The organism is Marinoscillum luteum (genome assembly GCF_044005705.1).
Taxonomy (GTDB): domain Bacteria; phylum Bacteroidota; class Bacteroidia; order Cytophagales; family Cyclobacteriaceae; genus Marinoscillum; species Marinoscillum luteum.
In genome coordinates, this window is record NZ_JBIPKE010000003.1 from 1 (window position 1) to 26,171 (window position 26,171).

Genomic DNA, 26,171 nt, shown 5'->3' on the forward strand with positions numbered 1-26,171 from the left:
TCATTGGCAATCACAGTGGTGTCTACCAACACATTCCCAGCCAAATCTTCAAACTTCGAAGGATCTAAAAAGTCAATAGTGGCTACCGAATCGGTATCAAAATAGGCAAGCTCTGTCAATACAAACTGAACAGTATCCTGCTTCGTAGAATCCATAGAGGCTACTGAATAACCAGTGATCCCAAAGTGCCCTATAGCAAAAAACAACCCACTTCCAGTCTTCAGGTTTTCACTAAATACAACCGACATGCTGTCTATCTTGCCATTCAGATCAGCATCAAACATCGCGGAATAGGTCACAACCGGAGGTACGCCATCTGATAAAGTTTCTCCAGAAACACCCGCATTTGTTTCGACTGCAATTGCATCTTTAATCGTACCGGCTGTAATGATCAGATCATTTGCTGAATAATTCGTTGGAACAGGAGCTGAAAGAGTAACGGTAATGACGTTGTTCAATATGGTTGCAGAGGTAAAGGATTTACCATCTACAGATAACCCCGTCAAAAATGCTGCTTCACTCACACTGAATGCAACATTAATATCGTAAGTGATTTCAAAGGTCGTGGTTGTCTTCATTACTGCGGACTGAAAAAGCGGCGTTGCAGCCTTTGCGCAGTTCCATCCTAACACAACTAATAGACAAAGTAAAATTCGTTTCATATAACTAGGCGGTTATGACCAATGTAATATTCTAATTATTCTTTAAATGTTTCTAAATGCGAAAAGGCGCCAAGCGCCCCTTGCCAGCACTTACAAATTAATCTTTCAGTTCACCGTTTCTATTCAGTCTTAGAAGACCTAGCATGGAAGTACCGCTACCGAAATCGATCGTTGCAGCGACTAAAATATCTCCATCAGGTAAAGTTATGGCGGCCCTGGCTTGATCATTTCCGACTGTGGTTCCATAGTTTTGATCGAACCCTTCGATATGGCCAGACAATGGACTGACCCTCATAAGCAAGATTTGCTCAAGTTTATTAGCCCCCGCAGTTCCCTCTCCTGTGGTTTCCCTAAAATTTGGGATACTCCCCAAAACCATCAAGTCGTTATATATTGTTTTTGTCAATGCCAATGCCTGACATGGTAAAGAATAGTCGGTCTCAAGAACATTGTTACTATTGGCCACCATATCTCCTGATGGTGTTATGGCCACATGAAATCCTGCCATTTGACCATTTACCCCCGTGGTATATCCCACAATTGAGTAACCCAAGGACGATTTTATAGCCGCTGTGGGCGTTTCATCGGCCCCCGACACTGAATTGTTAATTACGATTCTTGGAGCATTCTTATCTGAGGTGCCTAGTGAATTGGTTTCAATGACGTAAACGTTGCGACCATCAGCACCTGCTTCAGTAGACCCTACTATCACCAAGCTTCTATCAGCATTTTCAAACAAAGCCAATGATTCCTCATCGCCAAGATATCCGTGTGATTTAGACCAATAAACCTCCCCCTGATCATCAACTTTGGTAAGATATATTTGGTATCCCCCATCACTCACTGGATCTCCTGCAAAAGTTTGTCTGGAATGTCCCAATACCACAAACTTCTCCACACCATCTGTTTCAGTAGTTCGAATGATATCTGTGGTAATTACATTCTCAAGCAGATTAAACCTGGAAGAGTCAGAACCAGTGCTTATTATATTCAAATCTGCATCAATTTTACACCAGGCTCCTTCAAAGAAATCTAAACCACTCGCATCTCGTGATTGTATGTATCCTACGAGAAGAAATTCGTCAAGTCCTGTGGTTGAATTGAAACCTAACGACTTCATTTTTAAGGGAATATCTGTAGATCCACTCTTTAAGTCATAAACCTCTGAGGCAACTTCATTACCCTCAGCATCCACTTTTAACAAGTAAAAATCCTGACTTTCCGACTGGATATTGGATCCCAATATGATGATCTCACCAGTTGAAGTTCTTGCTAAATCAACTGCTTCGTTTGTTCCTTGTCCATAGTACTTTACAAAGACCTCCGTGGGAGCAGGACTATTCTCATCTGAAGGAGTACAACTCCAGATAAAGCATAATAACAGAGTATATAAGAAAAATTGCTTCATATGGCCGTCAATATTCTTTTAGTTTTTTAGGACTATATATGGAATGTGTATACCCAACTGAGAATGAAATGAAATTCAACGAAAGATCTGACTCCACGTACCCCAAATCAAAAGTTGATTCAGAGTTCGTATAACGTTCCTCTCCGTTCACATAATTGAGCCTACTGTTGTCATACCTGGCTTCAATCGTTAAAAAATGCGTTTTCAACCGGTACTTAACTCCAAGGCCTCCAAAGAAAGAATAATTAACCTTATTGACCTGATTTGAGGCCAGGAGATCACTTGATGTTTGAGTGTAGGCTGTACCTCCTACTCTGGAAGCAGAGGTATAACCAGCAGACAGCAAATAATCAAATGCTCCCCCAGCATAAACATAGGGTAACCATTTCTTATCTCTATTACTGTATCCTAAGGTGTATCTCGCCAATAAAGGTGTTCGCAGGTAGACTTGTTGATTGACTACCGAAGTGCTCAAATCTTGTTGATTCAAATAATTATCCACATTGTATTTCGAAAGCCTGAATTGCCCTCCGAACCCAACTTCAAAACCATTCTTAATATGTCTTTCAACCAACAACTCACCCCAAAAACCTATACCCAACCCTCCAATACCACTCAGCGTAGTAGAATCATTCAACGCATAAGAGCTTTCGCCGCTTTCAGTTTTCCCATTGTAAAAAGACGGAGCAGCCACGGTATTTTGTGTTCCATAAACGCCAATGATCTGAGGATCCGATGAATTTGCTCCAAGTCTCAATGAAATACGGAATACAGGTGATGTTCTGTATTGACTATAAAGGAAGAATAGTTCTGCGGGATCTACCTGAGGATTCAGACGATGTTCCGGATCAGCCTTTAATAATTCAATAAGAGCTCCTTCCGCTTTAAACTCCTGATCAGTAAAAATGTAGACCAAGGTGAGTAGTTTTCTTGCCCTTACCTCCTCCTCACTCGAGAATGCGTCTGAATCCAGGCAATCTCTTATCTGGTTAGGTATCCCCAAAAGTCTCCCCGCTTCATAATCATCTTCAGCTTGATTGAGCCTTTGGGTGCAAGTTTGAGCATATATTCCCAACATTGCCAGAGAGCAAATCAGTGTCAGTAAAATTTTCTTCATAGACTATTCGATTTCATCACCTTTATCCAGTCCGTCACAGGTGTATTCGTATGGTATTTGCTTAAGATCACCTACATATTGTCTCCACTGAGTTTCCGACATATTAGAAGAAACCAGCCCACAAATTCGTTCGGCATAGGCATCTGGTTTAGTCTCAAAAACCCTGATAATTCCATCAGCAGAACCAGTGGCAAACTGCTCACCTGATGGGTGAAAATCTAGTGACCAAACCCAATCTTTGTGATCATCAAAAACTGTCGGCAGATCATAAATATTATTTAAATCCCACATTCTGGCAGTCTTATCTTTGCTAGTAGCTGCCAAAAGATCATCGTCCGGGCTAAAATGAATATCAGAAATAGGTGAAGTAAATCCGGTAAGTTTAGGTCCCCATTGCTTCTTCTCAACCAAATCCCAAATAAAGAGGTCCCCTTTATCATCACCAAAAGCGAGCTTATCAGCCCCATTACTAAAATGAAGTGCATGTACCGCCGGGCTGCCATTTTTTCGATAAATATTTCGGGATGGGTAATCGGTTCCATTCAGGTCAATAATCATCACTTCACCACTTTCCGTACCCGCTGCTAAAGTCTTTGCATCAGGTGAAATGGCAAGGGTCTTTGCTCTTGAACTGGTCTGTGCTATTTGAACCGTTTCCTTGGTTCTCAGTGAATGCAAAAGTATCCTACTGTCTGCACCTGTTGAGATAAAGCTCAGATTATCTGGAAGGAAAACAAGATCATAGACCGTACCGCCCACATGTCCATTAATACTCACAGGTTCCGAGTCTCTATTCTTAAGATCTACAACCAAAATGTGGTTATCATCAGTACCAAGAGCAAGATAGCGCTCATTTGGGCTTACATTGACCACCCGGTTCACGTGGTTCCTATGAAAAATTTCCACATAGGTTCTTTTTCCACTGGCATAATCCCACATCAGCAAACGCCCATCACTACCAGCCGAATACATTCGCTTTCCATCTTCTGAAAACACCACAGACCTTACAGAAATCTTCTCCTCAGTCACTTGAGAGGTAGTCACAGGTAAATGTCCATGGTATTGATTGAGTACCGAATCTCCATTATTCTTGAATACCTTCTCTCCATCATCATTGACGGAGTATGTGCTCAAAACACCTTCGAGCCCGGAATAAACCCCGGCATAGATATCCCCATTGTATGGCTTATTCGGGTCACCATATTGCTGATAAAAATCATATGCTTGCTTAGCTACAACCGCTTTCAGTTCTCTTTCGGGTATATTTCTGGCCTTAATAGCCATTGATTGAGCAACAGATTGAAGCCTAAGTCTATCAGCATTATCTTTAGCCACGAGTGCCTCTGCCTGAGCTTGTCTTGCTTTTTCGGCCTCTATTTTCGCCTGCTCTGCATTTTCCGCTGCCTCAATCTGTGCTTCTTCTGCAGCCTGCCTCTGTTTATCAGCCTCAGCCTTTTGTTTCTTAGCTATATCAGCTTGCAATTCGGCCTCTATTTTGGCTACTTCGGCTTCCTTTAAGGCAGCCGTTGCTTTATTCTCTGCTTTCCTGGCCAGAGCCGCCTGCTCTTCGGCTAACGCCGCTTGTTTCTCTGCATCTTCGGCATTCTTCACCGCCAATTCCTGCTGAACCTTGGCCTCCTCTGAAGCCTTTTGAGCTTCGTTGGATTTAATGTTTGCATACACTACAAAGAAAATAGACACTAACGCCGCTGCTCCAAGGATAATCGCACTAAGCCTCATCCTTTTTACCTGACGCTTCTGCAACAGTTCTTTATTTCGTTGCTCAGTCACATAGGCCTTTTCGGAAGTTTCCAAAAAGACCATAGTTCTCTCAAATGCCGGATTATAACGCTGACCCCATATCAAAGTAGGACGATTCTCCTCTCTCCAGTTGATCGCTAGTTGTAAATCAGGCATTTTCCACAATGAAGCTTTACCTTCCTGAAAACGTTCAGCTGCTTCAGAAAGCTTCAAATACATCTCAGCAGCCTTGGACTCCTCGTCCAACCATCTTTTCAGCCTGTCCCATATCCTCATCAAACTCTCATGAGAAATATCTATAACTGTCTCCGTATCCAGACGCACCCCATAAGGTGGCATTAATAATGACCTTCCTGGCTCTCTGAACTTTTCTACCACTCTAGACACCTCATCCTCGGTCACACCGGCTATAGCTGCGATGGTTCCCAATTTAGTAGGCCTCCGAATCCCCTGATTTTCGTTGCCTCGTTCAGTAAGCGACTTAAACATCACCTCACATATCTCCTTCTCTCTTTTAGACAGCGAATCATAGGCCTCGTTGGCGTGCTGTGACAATGCCTCCCTAAGCGTACCAATAGCATTATAGTGCCTTAGGTCCATGAGCTCATTGGGCTTTCGGGTATCTACCCAATTGGCCCAAGTACGCATTAATGCATGTTGAAGAATAGGCAACTGATCAGGATTATCACCCACATCGTTAAGCAGTTGCTGGGTGAGACGCGGTGCGATTTTACCGCCTCCTACAGCCACAGGTCCTTCAATAGCCACTCTCTTCTGATCCCTTGTCATTTGCGGAATCAGGTAGTGTGAGTCATTAATCATCTGCGTCAAATCAGGGAATTTGGCACATTCCCCAATAAAATCTGAGCGCATGGTTATGGTGATATATATTGGCTCATCAAACTGGTGTATTGCCTCCAGAAGTAAATTGACAAAAGCTGATGACTCATCCATATCGGAGGTAGCCGCTTCCAGCTTTCGAAACCTGAAAAGTTCCTCAAACTGGTCAATTACGATCAGCATATTCTGATCATTGTCCGTTTTTAGCTGCTTAATCACCTCGACCAAACCAAGGGAACTGCTACGCAAAACGGTACCTATAATCGTTTTCTTGATAAGTTTATCTTCTTCTGAGAGGTTTGAATATTCCTTATCCTTAATCAATAGGGCTTCAGCAAGGTTGTCAATTGGCCCACCACCGGGACGTGCCACGACCACTCTCCAGTTGGAACCCGCCTCGGTCATAAACCCTCCCACAAGACTGGGTACTAAACCGCAGTACATAAATGAGGATTTTCCCGAACCGGAAGCTCCCAGTATACCGACAAATTTATTCTCTGCCAGTTTTACCAACACCTCGTCGCTTTGACCTTCACGGCCAAAGAAAAGGTGCCCTTCTTCAATTCCAAAAGGTCTTAACCCAGGAAATGGATTAATTAGTTCAGTGATATCTATGATATCCTGAGCCTGACCTTGTGCGAGATTCATGTCTTTGTCGCTCATTTTATTTTTCTAGTTTGGTTAGAAAAGGCTTAAGATGTTCTGGTTTGAAGCCACCGTTCATACCCAGAACCATGGCTTTATTCTTCTTATAGTGCTCTAAATCGACTTCTTTCTGACCGTCAAAATACACGGCCTTTGCTTGAAGCTTTTTTTCACGCCCAAATCCGGGAGCCTTAAGTAGATCCTGGAGTTTTGTTTTAATCCATGCCTCTTTGGCACTTCCAAAATAGATAATGGAAGCATCGCAGCGCCTCAAATTCTCCTGATGGATGTATCTAATGTCTACTAAATCACCCTCGTAGCTAGGAGAAACTACCTTAAATCCTGACTTCTCCAAAAACTCCTTCAGTGGTTTGGTTTTGGAGGTATCCATCTTATCTTGTATCAAATAAATGATTTTTGCATTTCCTTCTTCCTCATGCGTATACCCCTTGATTTCACGTCTATTCTTATTAAAGCGACCTCCTGTGACCAATTCTTCCCTAATAATCGCTTTCAATTCTTGTAGGGTAATTTGTAAAACCTCTGCTTCTTCCAAAGCAGCAGCATCACTCTTCAGATCCTCAATAAATATCTTCTGCCTTTCTGTGACATTTTTCAAGTCTGGTGAAACCCAAATAAGACGACTAAATGGTCTTTTATCCTTAGCCGTTTTGTTATATTCCACCATCTCATAGGTATGATTTGAAGCGATTCTATTCTGTATGTCTACCACCGACAAATCAGATCCCTTTGGTTTATAACCATAATCCTCGCCTATCAGGTGAATAGATAACCTACACTTATGTAGGTCTTCTTTAACCATTTGCTCTAACTGCCCTACCTCTTTGGATAATGTGTGTTGAGGCAACACTTTATATCCGTGTCGAATCAATTCGCGTTTGATGATGTCTCGCTGAATCACCATATCAACTCCAGTACTGGCCAGATACACGGTTTTTTCCATTGGGACCACTTCGGCTGCCGTTCCTGATTTTCCGGATAAATTGGATTCCAAAACATGATTAATGTCATAGGCCATATCCACAAGTTTCATCCAATATGACCGCTCTGCATCACTTCCGAAAAATCGCTTGAATTCCTGAGCTTCTCCCGACAAAGGGTCCACCATATAAAAGTCATAAGAGATAAGGCTATCCAAATGAGGAAGGACCTTATCTTCATTGAAAGGTCCTTTATGTACTTTGAATAATCTGGAAACCCCTTCTATTATTAGATGATCGTTGTTTTTTACTTTTTCGGCATGCTTATCCAGTCGTTGAATCAGAGCTTCATTCTTAATGAATGCAGGGCTGCATACCGCAATTATGACGGCTGCTTTCTCTATTTCTACTTGTTGATAATTGGACTCTGAAACCAACGTTACTTCAGGGCTTTCTCTTGAAATCTGAGAAAGCAGGGTTGATAAAAACTTATGGAAATTAGACACCCAACCTTTCAGACCTCCCTCTATTGGCTGGTTATCTTCTTCTGAGAAGCATAAAAGTATCTCTTTATTAAAATCCATTTCTTTTTGGTTAGGCGGTCATCTTTAAGTTACACACTAAGTAAAATATCGGCTATTTCCACTTCCTCTTCCTCAAACTCTACCCGATTCAAAATATTCAAATACGCTTCAATAATCTCTATATGCTTAGACATAAGATCCAATAGTTCTTCTTTTCTCAATACCAAGAGAGTACATCGATTTCTCGTTAATGCTGTATACTCAAACTTGTTCGTATCCAATATCAATTCATGTCCCACAAGTCCACCTCTTGATTTTTGATCAATCAAAACGTCATTCTGATAGACATCCACATTACCTTCTACCACAATATATACCGGGGTATTTCCTGATTCTCCAGCATCAACCAGAGTAGTTCCCTCATTTAACCTAATCTCATCCAACTCCTCCGCGATATAGGTAATCAATTCCCCTGAAACACGCTTAAACTCAGGCACTTCCTTCAGAAGTAATACCCGTTCAATCAGTAATAACTTTTGATGATAGTCCTCGCCTTCACCCTGAAAGACTGGAGGAACGATAGCCTTATCCAACTCCTTCTTAACCCCTGACTTCAGTCGTTTAGTATGAAGATGGTAAGCACTCTGATCCAGCTTATAGATAGTGTAAGCGGCTGTTTCGAGTAGCAAATGATCTGGATTAAATAAATTGGCAATCAAATCGTCGCTCACTTCCACTCCAGTCATATTACTGATTCGATAAAAAGCCAAGGCCTTGGTATATCTATTCACCCGGTTGTAATCCCTATTGATAATCTGTAGCAATAGATCATAATAGGATTCAAAATCTTCAGGAGGGTAGTAATTCTGGAGCTTAGCAAGACGATCGTCCACCTTCAATTCATCCATAACTGGTAACAACTTTGGCTTGAGCTCCTCTTCCACAAAAATGTCCAGCATTTCCACAGCAAAAGTGATACTATCTGTGGTGCCATCCTGGATATTCTCTCTAACTAAGGTAACATTCTGGGGATCATAGATCATCGACAACAGCATAAAGATGTTCTCATAGTTTTGCTTATCCTCCTCTCTGAAAGCATCCCTGATCATCATATCAATCTCGTTCTCTTCTGGAATATCCAATACGGCCTTTATATTCCATGCTATGTCTCCGATTTCTGACTCAATCGCAATCTTGATACGAGCAGCTTGAAAATCACGAGCGGCAAAGCCAATGTAGCTCAGTGACAATAAAATTTCAGATACTATTTTCTTGTCAGGAAAATCAATTTTCTTCCATAGTAAATCGATAGCAGATTTTCCTCCGATTCTTCCCAATAATTGAACAATCCGCAACATGGTAGCCTTATACTGACCCGTCTTATAAAATGAGGTATCGATAGCGTGAAAAGCCGCCTCACCGGAGTGAGTCAGTGCTGACATAGCGGAGTTTCCATAGGTAGCCAAATGTAGGTTTTCGACCAAATTTGGCCATATTTCCGGCCTTCTAATCTTACCTGCGGTAGTCATTGCGGCAATCCTCACCCGTGGATTAATGTCTCTTAAAAGTTCGGATAGATAGGGCAAAAACTTGTCTTCATTTGACTTAACTAGGAGTCTTGCCCCTTTGATTCGATCCTTCGCCTCAGTGGATCTCACCAACTGGCGAATGCTAATATCATTTAGCTCATAGGCTTCCGCAGCTTCAAGATTCTTTACACAGGCAGTGGCCGCTTTCAATACGGCTTCATCACCCTCTGTTTTGATATCTTTCCGAATGATATCCAATGCTTCGAAAACCAAGTACTCATCAAGTTTTTTGTAAGCGTACTCTCGTACCTTACTCATTCTTGAGTTCAATAAATCCAAAAGTGTGAACTCAAATTGTATAGGCTCCAACTTTTCAAATATTCGAAGCCCGCTGATCACTCTGTCTGAATTTTTAGAACTGACCTCACTCCTAATCACATTGATGGTGTTCTGTTCGTTCCTCACGCCCTCACCTTTGAGGGCTTTTTTCTGTTCGGTCAGAGTCTTCTGAAGAGTAACTTTGTACTGAGAAAAGAGCTTCCCAGACAAATACACCACCATCCCTGCAAGACCAAGAATGAGGTATGAAAAATGGATAAGTTCGAAAAACACCAACAACCCAAGCGCGATTTGGGCAGCACCTGCCAATAAAGTAGCCAACTCGTTAACCACTCCTTCAATTCGCGTCTGAATATCAAAACGTATCTTAATATCGATAGGCAAAAAGAACAGTTTAAAAGCCGGATTCTCCAAAGCATCTTTAAGCGAAGCTGTAAATGCCTTTGCACAGGCTGTAAACATGAAGAACAGGATAAACTCCTCGGTCTTCACCTGATACCCAAAAATATGACCCGCAACAATGCCACCTATTGTAAACAAAATAAGAATCAGTGGCATGGTCATCAGGGCCACCTTCAGCCCGAAACGTCCAATAATGATATCGTTAACAAAACTCTGAATGAGAAAGCTCATAATCATGACCGTCCCACTAAAGAAGGATAAGAAATTGGTAAGCTCCTGCTCATCAGGATACATGATCTCGGTAGCCGAGTAAAATGTGTAGTCAACGAAGACGCTTGCACCCATTGAAAAAATGAGAAAAAGCGAAAGCAACCTCAGATAAGGATCCTTAATCAAATCGAAGAAATTAACTTCTACAGGTTTAACATCTCCCTTTTCAACCTTAGTAGCTTTATTAACATTAAAATCCCTGATGATCCAGATGGTAAAAAAGAGGACCCCAAAGGATGAAATTGCGGATACAAAGAGCAAATCATATGTAGAGTCAATAAATGGGAGCTGAGTAATGAACGGTATGGAGAAAAAAGCAATAATGGTAGCAGTCAGAGCACCAGTATCAATTCCTCCAATAATTCTTTTAGAAGCACGTAAATCGAATACCCGCCCAAATATCCCCCAGAACCCGAGCAATGTTATAGCAGTGATCGGACCAATCATAACAAACATGATAAATGGCAATATTTGGAAACCTCCCTCGCTTCCATCGTAGCTCGTCCACTCAAAGGCGGCTCTCATTACCGCCATAAAAGCGAAAATAAGGAAGAGATTCACGACTACAAGCGAAGAGTAATTGACCCTCTTTTGGAGATAAACAAATAGCACCGTTGAGATGATACCCGCACCACCGGCTGAGAAAAAAGCCACATCCAGATAAGGCTCACCAAGAATATCCAAAAACAGTGTCTCTGAACCAATTTGATAGGTAGCGAGAAATATACCCATGAAAAAACCCATGCCCAATAACAACAACATAGGCTTCTCTTCACCGGGTTCTCCCCCAAGAAAAGCTAGAAACGACTTTATCACAATAGCTATATTTTAATAATGTATTGATATAAAAATACCAATAATATTGGTCGTATTCAATCAAAAAATAAAAAATTGACTTTAGTCTTGTCTAGGGCTGTACTCCAAACTTAAAACTATTTGATGAGAATAGTTGCAACGGAAGGCCTTCAAAATAAAAGATACCAGAATTTGGGTAGGGTCTTTAGTGGATTAAAACGGAAGGTGTAATATTACTACCTCCATAGATGGATAGACCACTCTATCATTCAGATGATCAGGGGGTTTCGCCGGGGGTCGTTTTCCTTGATTTTACTTTTTCTTGGGCTTGTTACTTTCCTTAATCGTACTCATCCCCTTTCTCTGAAGCTGCACATCGTATTCAAACAAATAAGCCACAGATAGTGATAAAGTATAGTTTCTATATCTAAAATTCTCCTGATAAGTATCGAAAGAGAAATTCGGATTTCCATTAAACCCCATATTCGAATGTCCGAATGAATGTCTCAAATCCACCAATACTCGTCCTCCAGTGGCTACATCAAAGTAAACGCCCGCTCCTACCTGAAGACCGTACTGAAAGCGATTGGCCTGGGGAACAGCTCTATGATTAGGTATATCACCTTTTCTTTGGCTGAACTCAAACTTATATGGCAACGGGCCATCAAGCGTTCTCGATTCGTTAAGTTCATCCAAATAAATCTCTCCGGTTCCTCCCAACCAGTAACTTAGTTTCGGGCCACCTGATATATAATAGTAAGTAGGCTCCCTTCCAAAATCCCATCTTAAAGAAAACGGAATGGACAAATAGTTGTAAACCGATTTGCTATATACTTCTATGTCACTACCCTCCTTCTCGGTAACCTTTCGGTTTATTCGCTCATAAATGAGCTCGGCCATCACTGCATATTTCTCGGAAGCCTGATAGATCATCATAACGCCGCCTTGAAGTCCATAATCAGTGCTAACATCAAATGAATCAGACTTATAGGTGGATTCCTGATAGACAAAGTCTGTACGATGCCCCCCTACCTTAGGCCCAAACCAGTACTGGGCATTTGCCCCGGTCCAGCATAGTAAGTAAAAGACGACTATGAAATATTTGATCATGGAGATAACACTTTGAACGTAATAATACGAAGAACCTCAAACACATTGCAAGGTAAAGTACCAAAAAATATAGAGAAACTACAGTTCACCTATTTACAATGAGTTAGCAGATTTAAGGCGCTTATTTAAAGCAAAACGATAAATATTTAATATTTTAGCTAAGTTTTGTATTCATTTCGTCTGTGTCACTGAAAATCAGACAGGAAATTTTAAAAGTTCAAAATAGGTGTATGAAAAAATTTCTGTGGGTTATTCTGCTGTGCTTTTCTCAGTTTGCAACTTTTTCGCAACTGCTCCCAAAAGTCTACAATCAGTTTTTCATGAACCCCTATATCTACAATCCTGCCTATGCAGGCGTAGAAGGCCATACGGTACTCTTTGTAATGTACAAAGAACAATGGGGCGGCATTGACGGTGCTCCATCACTTTCTCATGCCAATTTTCATGTGCCTTTGAAAGGTGGATTGGCATTTGGAGCAATGGTCTATAATGAAAGGGCTGGCTTGTATACTCAAAGCGCTGGAAAAGTGACAGGAGGCTACCTTGTAAGTATTGACAGGGAGCATTTCATCAGATTTGGGTTGTCCCTGGGAGCAGGGAATAATAGTCTCAACTTCGGAGAATTTGATTCACCTACGGATCCTGCTTTTCAGGGATTATTGACCAATGAGACCTTCATGGTTGGAGATTTTGGTATGGCCTATCATTTCGGCCACTTCAATGTCGGCGTGTCATTGCCTTCTCTTTTCGGTTATGACCTATTCACCACGGAGAGTGCCACCCCCATGCATGTAAGACCTCATGACAACCTCCTATTCAAAATTAACTATCGTGGACACCTGAGTGACAACATTGCCATTGAACCACACCTCATATACAGGTACCACTCCTACCTGGCCAATCAGTACGAGGCTACTGTCATCCTTCACCTGTTACACATTGTGTGGGTTGGTGCCAGCTACCGGCAAGACGCAGGTTTCGTAGGACTGCTGGGTGCCAAGTTTTGGGAAAGGATGGGGGTTGGTTATTCCTATGAATATGGAAACCCAAATACCGCAGCCCTTCTGGGCGCAACACACGAAATTCATATCGGATATCATTTAGGTTCTAAAAAGGATCATGCGGAGCATGTATCCTCTTTCATCAAGAGTCACAGAACATCCGCAGAGGAAAGAGCCAGGGAAGCAGAACTTGAGCGTCAGAAGCAACTCCAGGCCCTGCAAAAAAGCAGACAGCCCGTGCAATCCAGCAAGGATGAAGACGAACTAGGTCTTCTTGCAGGAGCCAAGAAGGAAGAGCCAGTGAAGGCAACTAATAACTGGAATTATGAAAAAGAAAATGAGCCAGTAGAGCGCATCAATAAATTCGGCGAAAAAGAACGTGGAATTAAATTTGACAGGGTAAATGAACAAGGAGAAAAAGAAGTGGTGTTTAGCTGGCTTCCCCCACCCCCACCGGGAGCCAAGGAGGAAACCTACGAAATCGCCAACCCTGACGATGAGCCCCTTATTCGCACTAGGCCCGACGGTAAAAGAGAAGCTGGCATCAAGTGGATACGAACCATAGATGGTGATAGAAAGGAGACGCTCATTATCTGGGATGAAATACTCTCAGAAAGTGCGGCAGAGGCCATTGATCACAATCCAGCTGAAGCTCATGCCATGAAAGATGCTAAAATATCCATCAAGGCAGAGGTTCCTGTAAAAGAAGAACCAGTGGTGGAAGAGCCTGAAGTAGAAGTGATTGAGGAGCAGCCTATTGTAAAGCAAGACCCCAAAGTAGAACCTACTCAAGAAGAAAAAGTGGAGATCGCCAAGGGTGACCCTGAACTGACAGATGACTTCAGGCCTTTGGACGACTATGCAAAATCAGATGAACATCAGGTGGCCAAAAGAGGAAACCATCTTCTCGAGCTTCCGGCTGGTAACTACGTAGTAGCAGGTGTTTTTGGAAGCTTCCAAAATGCAGAGGACCTAAGTGACATCCTTTTTGAGCGGGGATTTCATGATACCAAAGTTGGCTTTTTGAGTGCTCGAGGGTACTACTATGTGGTCATCTTCAATTCGAGCAATTTGCAAAGAGTCATCTCAGAGAAAAACAGAGTGAAGAACCTTTCAGGTTTGTCTAAAGTGTGGGTTTTAACGGTTAACGAATAATGAAATACCTTTTTAGTTTTGGATTGACGATATGCAGTTTCATTATTTTGGCACAGCAGCGTCCATTTGTAAATAACATAGATAAGACCTCTGGAACTGTAGGAGAAACCGTGAGCATTTCAGGTTCGGGTTTTTCTCCCGGCAACATGCAGGTGAATTTCGGTAGTGGTATTGCAGTCATCACCAACACCACGACCACCCTCATAGAAGTGACGGTTCCTTCTTCTGCTACCTATGGACCCGTTCTGGTTTTGGATAAATCCACGGGGCTTTCAGGTGCTTCCAGTCAAGTGTTTACTCCGAGCTTCTCAGGCAGTGGTTTTGAGGTGACTTCAGTAGGAAGCCAATTTGACTTCACCACAGGACAGCAGTACACCTATGACCTCTGCGCTTGTGACTTTGATGGTGACGGGCTGAAAGATGTAGCAGTAGCCAACAATACCGGAACCAGTGTGAGTATTTTCAAGAATGCTTCTACCCTTACCACCCCTAGCTTCACCAGAACAAATATCGCCAATGGGTTTTCTACGATAAGCACCGAGTGTGGTGATCTGAATGGCGATGGACTGCCAGACCTGGTATTCACATCCAATCAGGAAATCATATCCATTTACACCAATAACAGCACAGCTGGCAACATTAGCTTCACAAGAAATCAATTCATCCTGCCTAAACAAAATGATGGCAACATTCGAAATCCGAAAAGATTTAAGATCATTGACATTGATGGTGATGGCAAAAATGACCTGGTTGTTGGAAATGAGACTGACAATATAATTTTCATTTATAGGAACATATCTACTGACGCTACTATCACATTCGACACTCCTGTGAGTATTACGGTGACAGGTGCCGTACATGCCAGTGGGTTAGATGCTGGAGATATCAATGGAAATGGGCTTAATGATATTGTAACGATCTCTGCTGCCCAAAACGATTTTGTTTATGTACTTCAGAATGAAAGCAGCCCGGGTGTAATCAAAATGAGTCAACAAGTATTGAGCAATACTTCTACACGCCTGAATGTGATTCTGGCCGACCTCAACATGGACGGAAAAAAGGAAATCGTAACTACCAGCTCTGTTTCTGACGAAATCGATATCTTTTTAAATTCTTCGACAATCAACACGGTAAGCTTTGAGGCTACACCCATTACCATATCCAACGCACAGGACGCCTGGGGTTTGGAGGCAGCTGATCTCGATGGAGATGGACTCACAGACCTTGCGGTAACTTCTACCTCCGGTGGTATATCTATTCTGGAAAACACCACAGCAGGAAGCACGCTTAGCTTTGATGTAAAAACTATCAACACCAATGGCGGAAATAGGAATATTACAGTTTTTGACATCAACGGGGACGCCAAACCAGACTTTGCCACCACCAATAGAAGCGATGCAACATCATTTGGTAACCTTACGGTACTCTTGAATCAAAATTGCCTGACTCCTACTATTGGTCCCTCTGATCTCACCTTCTGTGTGGGGAACGCCTTTACGCTATCTGCTACCAGGTCTTTGCAGACCACTTACAACTGGTCAGTATCCGCGGGGGATGCCACTATCAACACCAATGGTAGCAGGACTACCAGTGTGACTGTAAATTCTGGTACAAGTGCCACTATACAGGTAACCATTACAGCCAATGATGGAAGTTGTACAGATGTGGGCACTCAAACTTTTACACTGACCGGAGGTACTCCACCGCCCGCCCCTTCTATTGTTAACAGTACTTCAGGCGTTATTTGTGCGGGAGACCCATTCACCCTTACAGCCACCGCCAACAGAGACGAATACCTCTGGACCTTGCCAGATGGCACAGAAACTACACGAACTACCAATACCCTGGAGATTGCTGCGGCATCTTCAGTCAATGCCGGAATTTATCAATTGAGGGTTCTCCAAACAGGAAGCTGTGTCAGTGAAGTTGGCTCCATTTCTGTGTCCGTGGACGAACCACCTACCGTAGGTATTTTCAATAATGGTGCGGACGACTTCTGTGAAACCACCACAGTTGAACTAGAAGTACCAAGCTACTCTGGTTTTGGCTTTCAGTGGAAGAGGAATGGCACTGATATTAGTGGTGCTAATTCAAATACATTTGTGGCATCTTTATCAGGTGACTACACCGTGTCGGTCATCTCAGATGCCAGCGGATGTGACAAAGAAAGCTCAGCCTATACCGTGAATGCAGTGGCCTTGCCTGTAAGCAATTTCTCCTCCGTGGATGAAATCTGCGTTGGAGTTTCCATTGATTTTAGTGTCACAAGTACCGGACAAAATGGTTTTGATTTGCAGTATGAGTGGGATTTCGGGGATGGAACAACAGATGACCAACCGACAACCACCCATACATACAATACTCCCGGCACTTATGATGTAACCCTCAGCACCTCCTACGAAACAGTGGAGTCCTGTGCTGATGATTTCACAAAAACCATTACCATTTCTGACATTCCGGAAGTTGATATCATTTTACCAGAAGGCTCAGAAAAATGCCCACTGGACAGTTTAAGGCTCGAACTTCCTCAAAACTATATCTCTTACAACTGGTCTACGGGGGATACATCTTACTTCACCTATGCCAAGACTGCAGCAAACGAAGAAGATGTCACGATTACCGTGGACATGGTTACCAATCTTGGTTGTGAGGTGCAGTCTGAAGTGACCGTCTCTAACTACGCCAATTCCAGAGTGGGAATAACTACCTCAGAGGCAACAATAGAGGATGATACCGTTAATCTTGCGGATGGTGTCTCTACGATTTCCCTTACTGCGCAAAATGGTTCGAGCTATAACTGGGAACCTTCGGAGATACTTGACAATACAACTTCTGAAACAGTTACCGCCTACCCTCGTGAGCGATACACGACCATCTCACTTACCGGACCCGATGCAGTTAACGGTTGTGAAACGACCGCTACCCTTGTAATAGAAACTCCAGGTGTAATTGCCAGGAAGACTTTCTCCCCCAATGGCGATGGCCTGGGGTACGAATGTTGGGAAATACTTAACACCAACAGCCTGGAAGGATGTACAGTCTACATTGTGGATCAAAAAGGTGCTTACGTCTTCAAAGGATCCTCTCCTTTTCAAGACAATTGTGTTTGGAATGGCAATCTCAACAACGGATCCACACAAGTTCCTGAAGGAATTTATTATTTTATTATGAAGTGCGATAACTCCAGATACAACATGACGGGATCAATTCTCCTCGCCCGGTAATCATCGTATATTACAATTCAAATACTTATTTTGATTAAATCAAGAATATTATATTAATATAATCCAATAATATATTAATATATTTATGCATTGTTTTATTTATTACTTTTGGTTCGTCGATAATACCTTTTGGTTTTCAGGTCGTTTTCGTACATTGCCCAATGGGTTACTTACGCACGCCAGACTGTATTTATGCATAATTCTATCACCATTTTAACTATGAAAAATTACAGGAACCACCTCCTATCTTTCTCCATATTATTTTGTTTGTCGATTTCTTATGCCTTTGGTCAGGAAAATTGCACCAATGGTGTGGATGACGATGGTGATGGATATATAGACTGTTATGATGGAGACTGTGCAGGTGGAGCCAGTTGTTCAGAATTCTATTTTGGTAACAGTGTATTATGTGCAGAGGAGCCCACCGAAAATCCAACATTCGCTATTAGAACAGAATGGGTTTCTGCTGACGAAACCGCCAATAGTCATGCTTTACCTGCTATTGGGGACATCGATCAGGATGGCACTCCAGAGGTGGTGGTAACAAACAGGCAAGCCAGAACAGTTTCTGTACTTGATGGGGTAACTGGTCAGACGGAATTTCAAATTGGTCTCTATTTTGAACCTGAAAATTCAATTGTACTGGCTAACCTGGAAAATGATGATTGCGCTGAAATGATTATTGTAGAAAATGTGGGCAATGACATCATTGTATATGACTGCAATCAGGTAGAAAAATGGAGAGGGACCTCCTCCAGAAATAATATTGGACTTCCTGCTGTCGCGGACTTTGATGGTGATGGTAACGTTGAACTCTATTATAAAAACGAGATCAGAAATGCCCTAACTGGCGCCATTTTAGTAACAGGTAGTGGCAACTGGGATAAGGATTTCGTTCATAGCCCTATTGCAGTGGATGTTTTTGGTGACTCAGATCTGGAGTTGATCACAGGTGACGATATCTGGTCCGTAGATCTTGCGGCCGGTACCCTCACACGGGTAGCGGATATGGATACGGATCTTGCCGCTAGTGGATATTCAGGAAGCTATCACCCAAAATACTATTCATCCTGGGATGATCAATGGTCAGCCATTTCTGTAGCAGATTTTAACCTTGATGGAAATATTGATGTTCTGACTTCAGGGGCTTTGGGTTCAGGATACTGGAGTACAACCTCAGTTTTTTTCTGGGACATTGCCAATGGTGAGGTAAAGGTATATCAGGATGCAGGAAACAACTTTGTGCGTGGTACAGGACGTATCAATATTGGGGATACAGATGGCGACGGTTTTCTTAATGCCACCTATGTATCAGATCAGGTTCTTTACTCTCTTCACATCAATCCTGTAACAGGAGTTTTTGAACCCCTCTGGACCAAAGCCGTTAAAGAGGGGTCTTCTGGTTTTACTGGTTGTTCACTGTTTGACTTTGATGGTGATGGCGCCTTTGAAACCATCTACCGGTCTGAGTCGGCCCTTTTGATCATAGATGGTACCGACGGCAGCACGAGAAAGACTCTCCCCTGTATCTCCAGAACGCAAGAAGAATACCCCATCGTTGCAGATATTGACGGTGATGGTGCTTCGGAAATATGTGTCTCCTGTTATACCAGCGATGCTACCCCTTTCAACCCTTATGCCAATACTCAGTATTCTCACATCAGGGTATTTGGTGCGGATGGAGAGGCATGGCAGCCATCTCGATCGGTCTGGAACCAGCATGCATACTTCAACGTGAACATTAATGATGACCTGACTGTACCCCTTAGTCAACAGGATCATACAGCTGTCTTCTCTACCGATATATGTACCACGGGCCCTAACCGTTTCCTTAATACCTTTTTGAACCAGTCTCCTTTTGTGGATGAAACAGGGTGTCCATCCTATGTAAGTCCTGATATTGATCTGGATGGCACCAGTATCACTGCAACGGCATCCAACTGCCCCGCTACAGAGTTTTCTGTCTCTTTTGATATATCCAACACAGGTGATGCTGATATTTCCGGATCACTACCGGTCACATTTTATGCGGGTGACCCGCTTACTGCTAACTCCACCAAACTCAATACTGAGATAGTTGTACTACTCAACTTTGTGGAAGGAGAAACCCGAACTATCACTTTGGATGTGGATGGTATTGGTGGAGACTTTGATCTATACATTTCAGTTAATGACTTTGGTCAAACACCTCCGATCACGCCCTATTCTGCAAGTATCCCCGAATGCGAGACAGATAACAACATAGCAAGTGTGAGTGTTACCCACACACCCTTTACCCTTACGGTAGATAAACTAAAAGACAATCAGAAATGCGACCCAAGCAAACCAGATAATGGACAGGCACAGGCTTATTTCGACGGAACCATTGGTGGTGGTGTAGAGACCGTTTGGTTTGAAGACTTCAATGACCCTGATCTCAATGGAGATAAGAATGATACTTCGGGAGATTCCCAGTGGTCATCCTCAGCTGCAGGATCACCCACTTTTTATGGCGTGAATAACTCCGGCTTCAGAGTTTGGAATTCAGGGGGTAACAATGAAGATAAGCCGGTAACCTGGCTTTCTGAGGTCATAGATATTTCTGATCACACAGACGTTACTTTTTCCGCAGACATGATTTCTGAAGGAGATATGGAGGCATCAGGTAAATCCAGGGATGTGATGCGTGTCTATTATAAGCGAAACACTGATGCGGATTTTGTTTTGCTTTCTGAAGGTTATGGTGACTTTGAATACAAGCAGGCGACCGTTAGCGGCATAAATGCCAATACGCTTCAAATAAAAGTGACAATGCACACCACTGCCAATGATGAAAAGTTCACCTTGGACAATGTGAGTGTAACAGGAACAAGTGGCCCTACCACCAAAAAATTTACAGATGTAGATGGTTTTGAATTCTACTGGTATAATCAGGGTGACTTTTCTACGGTGTTGTTTAGTGGGTCTACCTACCCCACCATGGCGGATGGCAACTACTCAGTGGTAGGGTACACCGTAGACGGCAACTGCTACTCTGATACAGTCAATCTCACCATTGATTTAGATGACGTGCCCGACTTTGAGGTACATGTTTATGAATTAAGTCCACTTACTGATTGTGCCGATCCAGATGGAGAGTTAAGAGCTTTTGCTTACACGCAGACTGATGGTAGCGGCGATCCTCTTGACACCCTAGAAGTGGGTTATTCCTTCACATGGACATTGAGTTCGGATGCAGGTGGTACCACCATAGGTGCAGGTAGCATACTTAGTAATCTTGAAGCAATTGGATATTTTGTCGAGGTGGAATATACCCTCAGCGGATGTGTGATGACTGGCTCAGAAGTAGTCTCATCTTCGCTCTCACAACCTCCGGTACCCGATGTGTCACTTACTCATATCACCACTTGTGGAGGCACAGGTGCAGCCAGCGCTTCCATTGGGGGTAACACTTCTAATTACGATTTCCAATGGTATGTAGGGTCTACCTTGAAACCTACCCCTGACTATACTACTGCCGCTATCAGTTCATTGGCTGCGGGCAATTACACTGTAAGAGCAATTGAAAAAGCATCGAGTTGTCCCGGTGACCCTGTAACGGTCACGATCAATGACAATTCTACGGGTCCTCAGCCAGTTGTCACGATTAATCAACATAATACCTCATGCGAAACCGGTGCTTCCAATGGATCAGCTTCTGCTGACGGTGATGGGGCCGGCACAACAAGTGGATATACTTTTACTTGGTATGTGGGTACAACCACTGCTAATGCCAATAAACTACCCGGAGCTGTACCCGGTTCCTCTGTAAGTGGAGCTACTGCCAGCGGACTCCCTGATGGGATTTATAGTGTAACCGTGAAGAAAGGTGGCTGTACGGTCAAAAGAACATTTGAAATCCTGGAGCAATCCTCAGCTCCAGAATTTAATTTTATCACCTCTGTGGATGCAGGGAGTGCCATCAATTTCAGCAACAAATCATGGATAGAAATTCCACAAGCCATTGCTGGATGGAAAGAAATTACCATCTCCTACTGGGTATATCTGGCTAATGAAAACTACCTGAATGACCACCTTATTTTTTCCTCAGGAGGAACAGGAGAAGATCAAGTAGTTCTTTGGACAGATAACACTGACGGGTTGGCTTTTGTGGTAAAAACACAAGGAGACGGCTCCCGTGGAAGAATCAACACCAACTATAAACCAACAGGATGGACACAACTGACCGGAGTCTGGTCTGCCTTGACGGATTTGAACGGTGATGGCAATCTGGGTGATATGGCCATCTATGCAGATGGCGTATTGCTAGGTACAGACAATTACCTGGGGAATGGAAATGGCCTATTGAACGCGGGTACAGAAATGTATGTCGCAAGGGATAGAAATTTGGGTACTAATAAGTTTGAAGGCCGATTTGATGAATTGAGAGTTTTCAACAAGGCCTTTACGCCATTGGAAATTAATGAAGCCGTTTGTGCAGAGACCGTGGGCACAGAGACTGGTTTAATTGTATACTACGATTTTGATGGGCTTTCTGATGTAAGTGATGGGGCCAGTATTCCGAACAGAGCAACAGGTGTGAATTCAAACGTGAATGTAAATACAGGTCAATCGGGGGCATTCTACAATGGTACTGTACAACTGCAGGCACAAGGGACTATCGCTTATGTTACCTCGGATATTAATTGCCCGCTAGGTTATGCTCAAAACAATACCACTTGTGATCCCGCGAACCCCAATGGAAGCATGGATCTCACAGGAAAGGTTGACCCGGATGGAGGCAACTATGAGTACATTTTGTATGATGGTTATTCAACTGACACAGAACTTTCCACCATTACATCACCCTCCAGTCCAGTTTTCACAGGGCTTTCCGCTGGTTTTTACACCATAGAGGTAATCGATCTGGACACAGATTGCTCTACCGGAACCCTCGCTTTTGCGATAGCTGATATTGTGGATGAACCATCCATCATCACCTCAATCACTAACGACTCAGGATGTAATGCTACCGGAACCGGACAAATTTTTGTACAGGCCTATTCAGATAATTCTGAACCATCCTCCTATACATTCGAATTGTTCGATGGCGCCACATTGGATCCAGGCAGCTCTTTGGGGACTACCTCCGTTGCTAACGGCAATACAGGATTTACCTACACAGATTTAACGGATGGAACCTATAGAATACTGGTAACCAATGATGACATTCTCTGTGACTTCTACAAAGATGTAATCATTTCTGATGTTTCCACAACACCTACCATCAGCTCCATCACAGCCATCAACAATGTTTACTGTTCTTCCAACTCTGGCTTTTTAAATGTGAACATGCCAAGTGGAACTGACGGTGATTACACTTACACCTTTTACGCCGGAGAAACCACAAGTGCTCCGCTGATTGTGGCTGACACCGTTTCTGATGTCCTTAACGGACTGGCGGGAGGAAAATATACGGTTGTAGCGAAAAGCAAGCTTACTGGTTGCGAAACTGCTCCTCAAACCAAAACTATCATCGATGATCCGGCTTATCCGAATGTGGTCACTTCAGAGGTTACTCCAGCCACAGGATGTAACGCTACCGCGGGTGGTGGTTCTATTGAAGCTTATGTGCAGGATCCGGACAATCCGGGAATTACTTATATAGAACCTGATTATTCATTTCAGTGGTATTTGGGCTCTGTAGCACCCGGAAACGAAGTGGCTGCATCCAATGATGGTGACCAAAGTACCGCTACCAACCTTCCAAGCGCTACCTACTACGTGGTGGTTACTGATACAGAAACTGGTTGCGTCACTTCTACAGCCAATATCACCTTGAGTCAAACCCCTGTCAAACCTGTTTTGACTATCAATACCCTTACCCCGAATACGACCTGTGATCCAACAGGAACCACCGGTCCTACTGGTGGGGTTTCTGTCAATGTTTCTTTCAATGGCAGTGCTGTAGTTGACCCTGACGCCAGTGGTTATACATTTACCTGGTATGAAGGAAGTGGCACCTCAGGACAGAATATCACCGTAGATGGCACCAGCAACGGAAGCACACCGTCAGGTGAGTCTACTTCCAGCATCTCTAACATTACAAACATGACCTACACCGTTGTGGCTGTAGGGCCCAACGGATGTTCTTCAGACCCCATCCAGGGAGTGGTAGCTTATTCACCGGCCAATCCACAGATCAACACTGTTAGTGTTTCGAACAATACCGTCTGTGATGTGGCAGTAGCAGGCAATTACGATGGTGAAATTGTGGTTTCTCCTGTCACCGGAGTAGTATCCGATTATGAATTCTTGTGGTATGAAGGTGTGGGTACCGGAGGTACTCAGGTAACCAATACCACTACCAGTGATGATGTGATTAACGAGGCGAGTGCCTACAACCTGGAGGGCTCCCCTACCGGAAAAAAATACACCCTTGAGATGACCAACCTTGGCAATGGTTGTGTGAATGAGTTTAGCTTTGAAATCAAAGATGTACCCGCTCAACCAATCATAGTCCTCAGTGAAAGTGAAGTAAGAAATAACACTACATGTTCTGACTCCCCTAACGGATCTATTGTTGCAGCCATTGACCTGAATAATGCTGTAGTTAATGGAAGAGCCAATGATGAGGTCTTCCAGAATATTTCTTCCTGTAACACCTCTGTTTTGGACAACGCCACAGAAGTAGGTGCCAATGGATTTCAGCTCACCACAGAGACCAACAATCAATTTGGACGAATATGGTTAGGGGATTCCATTGATCTGGCTAAGCCACTCAGGTTAGATTTCAGAATTCTATTGGGAAGCAGAGATGCCAATGGTGCAGACGGAATTGCCTTTACCATGCACCGTGATCCAAGGGGATATGATGCTAGAGGTCGTGTTGGAGGCGACCTTGGAGTAGGTCAAGTCTTGGGGGGTGGTTCATTTAACAAAATTGAACCTGCCGTAACAATTGAATTCGACACATGGGACAATGGATCAAGTGACCCAAGCTACGACCACACCAATCTCTTCTTCAACGGAAATATTACTACGACTGAGTTGGGTATTGGTATGGGAAGCCTACCCCAAATTCACGCTTCTAAAACTAACGTTGAAGATGGAGACACACTTGATGTTTCGATCCTTGTAACCCAATCGGGATCTGATCAGGTGATTGAACTTTGGGTCGAAGGTTCACTGAGATTCATATATACGGGAGATGTAATTAATAATGTTTTTGGTGGCGAATCCAAGGTAATCGGAGGCTTCACTTCTTCTACTGGAGGTTCTGTCAATAATCAAGCAGTCTTTCTCGAACCTGTCCTTGGTGAATACGATTTTGCATGGACGGATAACCTTGGTAACTCCATTGGTGGAAATGTACCCTTTATTTGCGGTGTTGGACCGGGAGATTATACGTTAACTGTTACCAATAGCTCCACGGGTTGTGTTTCGGATACCGAAACTTTCACCGTGGAAGACGAGCTTACCGCTATTGACGCAGAGCTGACTGTTACACAACAACCAACGGCATGCTCTGGGGGCACTCCTGACGGAATTCTTACTGCTGTTATCAATAATGATGATGGTGGTGATTACTCCTTTAAATTCTATGCTGGTTCTGGAGTTGGTGCTGATGGCACGGAACTCAATGGCATAGACACCCTGAACCCTGTTCTCAATGGGCGTGCTGCAGGAATCTATACCGTCAAAGTAACTGACCTTCAGGATCCCGATGGTTCTTGTTATGCCATCGATGAAGTAAACCTGCTAGTTAACAAGCCTGTGGTTGCATTATCTGGAACAGCCTATGGAGTAACTGATTGCGGTACTTTGAGCAATGGTAGTTATAAAATCAATTCACTCACCGAAGATGGTATCCCAGGCAATATTGGTGATTATGAGTTTGATGTATATGATGGAGACGGAGATTTCGTCAATACCTATACTACTGACAGTATTACCAATCTAACAGAGGGCGGATATAGCATTATCCCAGTTAACCCAAGCACAAACTGTGAGTTTAGTGGACATAATATTAACATTGGTGACGCCATTGTGCTTCCTTCAGCTACCCTCAACCCTATCGGGGCTGGATCTGAAACCACCAACAATACCGTTTGTGATACCACATACGTCACCAGTGGTAACTCTTACAATGGGGCCATCGAGATCACTCCGGATGCGGGGGTCGCTGCAGACTATACCTTCACATGGTTCTATGGCGCTTCTACCAATGCCGGAGATGCGCTATTAACTCAGCTACCCAATGCGGTCGTTGATAGTGATACAATCATCAGAAACATCCCTGGAGGTACTTACACACTCATCATGCAGAACAACGCTAATGCATGTGCCGATACCCTCGAGTTTGATATCCTTAGCACTCCTGCGGCTAATCCGATCATTGATAACACAACTCCTGGAGTAGACTACATCGTTTCTGATGTCACTGCTTGTAATGCTGACAATGGATCGATCCAAATCCTGGAAGTAGAT

10 protein-coding genes are annotated in these 26,171 nt (G+C 43.3%); 3 read left to right on the plus strand and 7 right to left on the minus strand.

Annotated elements, in window-relative coordinates:
* The 7 genes from ACHKAR_RS00035 to ACHKAR_RS00065 all read right to left on the minus strand — a co-directional run.
* Window positions 1-662 (minus strand): hypothetical protein (locus ACHKAR_RS00035; RefSeq protein ID WP_395415656.1); only part of this gene is annotated, 662 nt, incomplete at its 3' end.
* Window positions 663-759: 97 nt separating this feature from the next.
* Complete coding sequence (locus ACHKAR_RS00040) at window positions 760-2,070, minus strand: hypothetical protein (protein WP_395415657.1); 1,311 nt, start codon at window positions 2,068-2,070, stop codon at window positions 760-762.
* Between the two features lie 7 nt (window positions 2,071-2,077).
* The gene (locus ACHKAR_RS00045; RefSeq protein ID WP_395415658.1) at window positions 2,078-3,187 is read right to left on the minus strand and encodes an outer membrane beta-barrel protein; all 1,110 of its coding nucleotides are present in this window, start codon (window positions 3,185-3,187) and stop codon (window positions 2,078-2,080) included.
* Window positions 3,188-3,190: 3 nt separating this feature from the next.
* Window positions 3,191-6,451, minus strand: a complete 3,261-nt coding sequence (locus tag ACHKAR_RS00050; protein ID WP_395415659.1) for an nSTAND1 domain-containing NTPase — start codon at window positions 6,449-6,451, stop codon at window positions 3,191-3,193.
* A 1-nt stretch (window position 6,452) separates the two neighbouring features.
* The gene (locus tag ACHKAR_RS00055; RefSeq protein ID WP_395415660.1) at window positions 6,453-7,958 is read right to left on the minus strand and encodes a DUF4062 domain-containing protein; all 1,506 of its coding nucleotides are present in this window, start codon (window positions 7,956-7,958) and stop codon (window positions 6,453-6,455) included.
* A gap of 29 nt (window positions 7,959-7,987) precedes the next feature.
* Entirely contained in the window at window positions 7,988-11,254 is a 3,267-nt protein-coding gene (locus ACHKAR_RS00060) for a cyclic nucleotide-binding domain-containing protein (RefSeq protein ID WP_159585270.1), read from the minus strand.
* A 291-nt stretch (window positions 11,255-11,545) separates the two neighbouring features.
* Complete coding sequence (locus ACHKAR_RS00065; RefSeq protein ID WP_395415661.1) at window positions 11,546-12,343, minus strand: outer membrane beta-barrel protein; 798 nt, start codon at window positions 12,341-12,343, stop codon at window positions 11,546-11,548.
* A 230-nt stretch (window positions 12,344-12,573) separates the two neighbouring features.
* On the opposite strand from ACHKAR_RS00065, the gene ACHKAR_RS00070 reads away from it, so the two are divergent.
* The 3 genes from ACHKAR_RS00070 to ACHKAR_RS00080 all read left to right on the plus strand — a co-directional run.
* Complete coding sequence (locus ACHKAR_RS00070; RefSeq protein ID WP_395415662.1) at window positions 12,574-14,499, plus strand: PorP/SprF family type IX secretion system membrane protein; 1,926 nt, start codon at window positions 12,574-12,576, stop codon at window positions 14,497-14,499.
* Entirely contained in the window at window positions 14,499-17,723 is a 3,225-nt protein-coding gene (locus ACHKAR_RS00075; RefSeq protein ID WP_395415663.1) for an FG-GAP-like repeat-containing protein, read from the plus strand. Before ACHKAR_RS00070 ends, ACHKAR_RS00075 begins: the two co-directional genes overlap by 1 nt.
* 219 nt (window positions 17,724-17,942) lie before the next feature.
* Window positions 17,943-26,171: lectin-like domain-containing protein (locus ACHKAR_RS00080; protein WP_395415664.1), on the plus strand; the 8,229-nt coding region annotated here is incomplete at its 3' end.

Excerpts from the sequence above, each read along its gene's own strand:
- ACHKAR_RS00040 (WP_395415657.1), bottom strand. The coding sequence starts at position 2,070 with ATGAAGCAATTTTTCTTATATACTCTGTTATTATGCTTTATCTGGAGT.
- ACHKAR_RS00045 (WP_395415658.1), bottom strand. The coding sequence starts at position 3,187 with ATGAAGAAAATTTTACTGACACTGATTTGCTCTCTGGCAATGTTGGGA.
- ACHKAR_RS00050 (WP_395415659.1), bottom strand. The coding sequence starts at position 6,451 with ATGAGCGACAAAGACATGAATCTCGCACAAGGTCAGGCTCAGGATATC.
- ACHKAR_RS00055 (WP_395415660.1), bottom strand. The coding sequence starts at position 7,958 with ATGGATTTTAATAAAGAGATACTTTTATGCTTCTCAGAAGAAGATAAC.
- ACHKAR_RS00065 (WP_395415661.1), bottom strand. The coding sequence starts at position 12,343 with ATGATCAAATATTTCATAGTCGTCTTTTACTTACTATGCTGGACCGGG.
- ACHKAR_RS00070 (WP_395415662.1), top strand. The coding sequence starts at position 12,574 with ATGAAAAAATTTCTGTGGGTTATTCTGCTGTGCTTTTCTCAGTTTGCA.
- ACHKAR_RS00075 (WP_395415663.1), top strand. The coding sequence starts at position 14,499 with ATGAAATACCTTTTTAGTTTTGGATTGACGATATGCAGTTTCATTATT.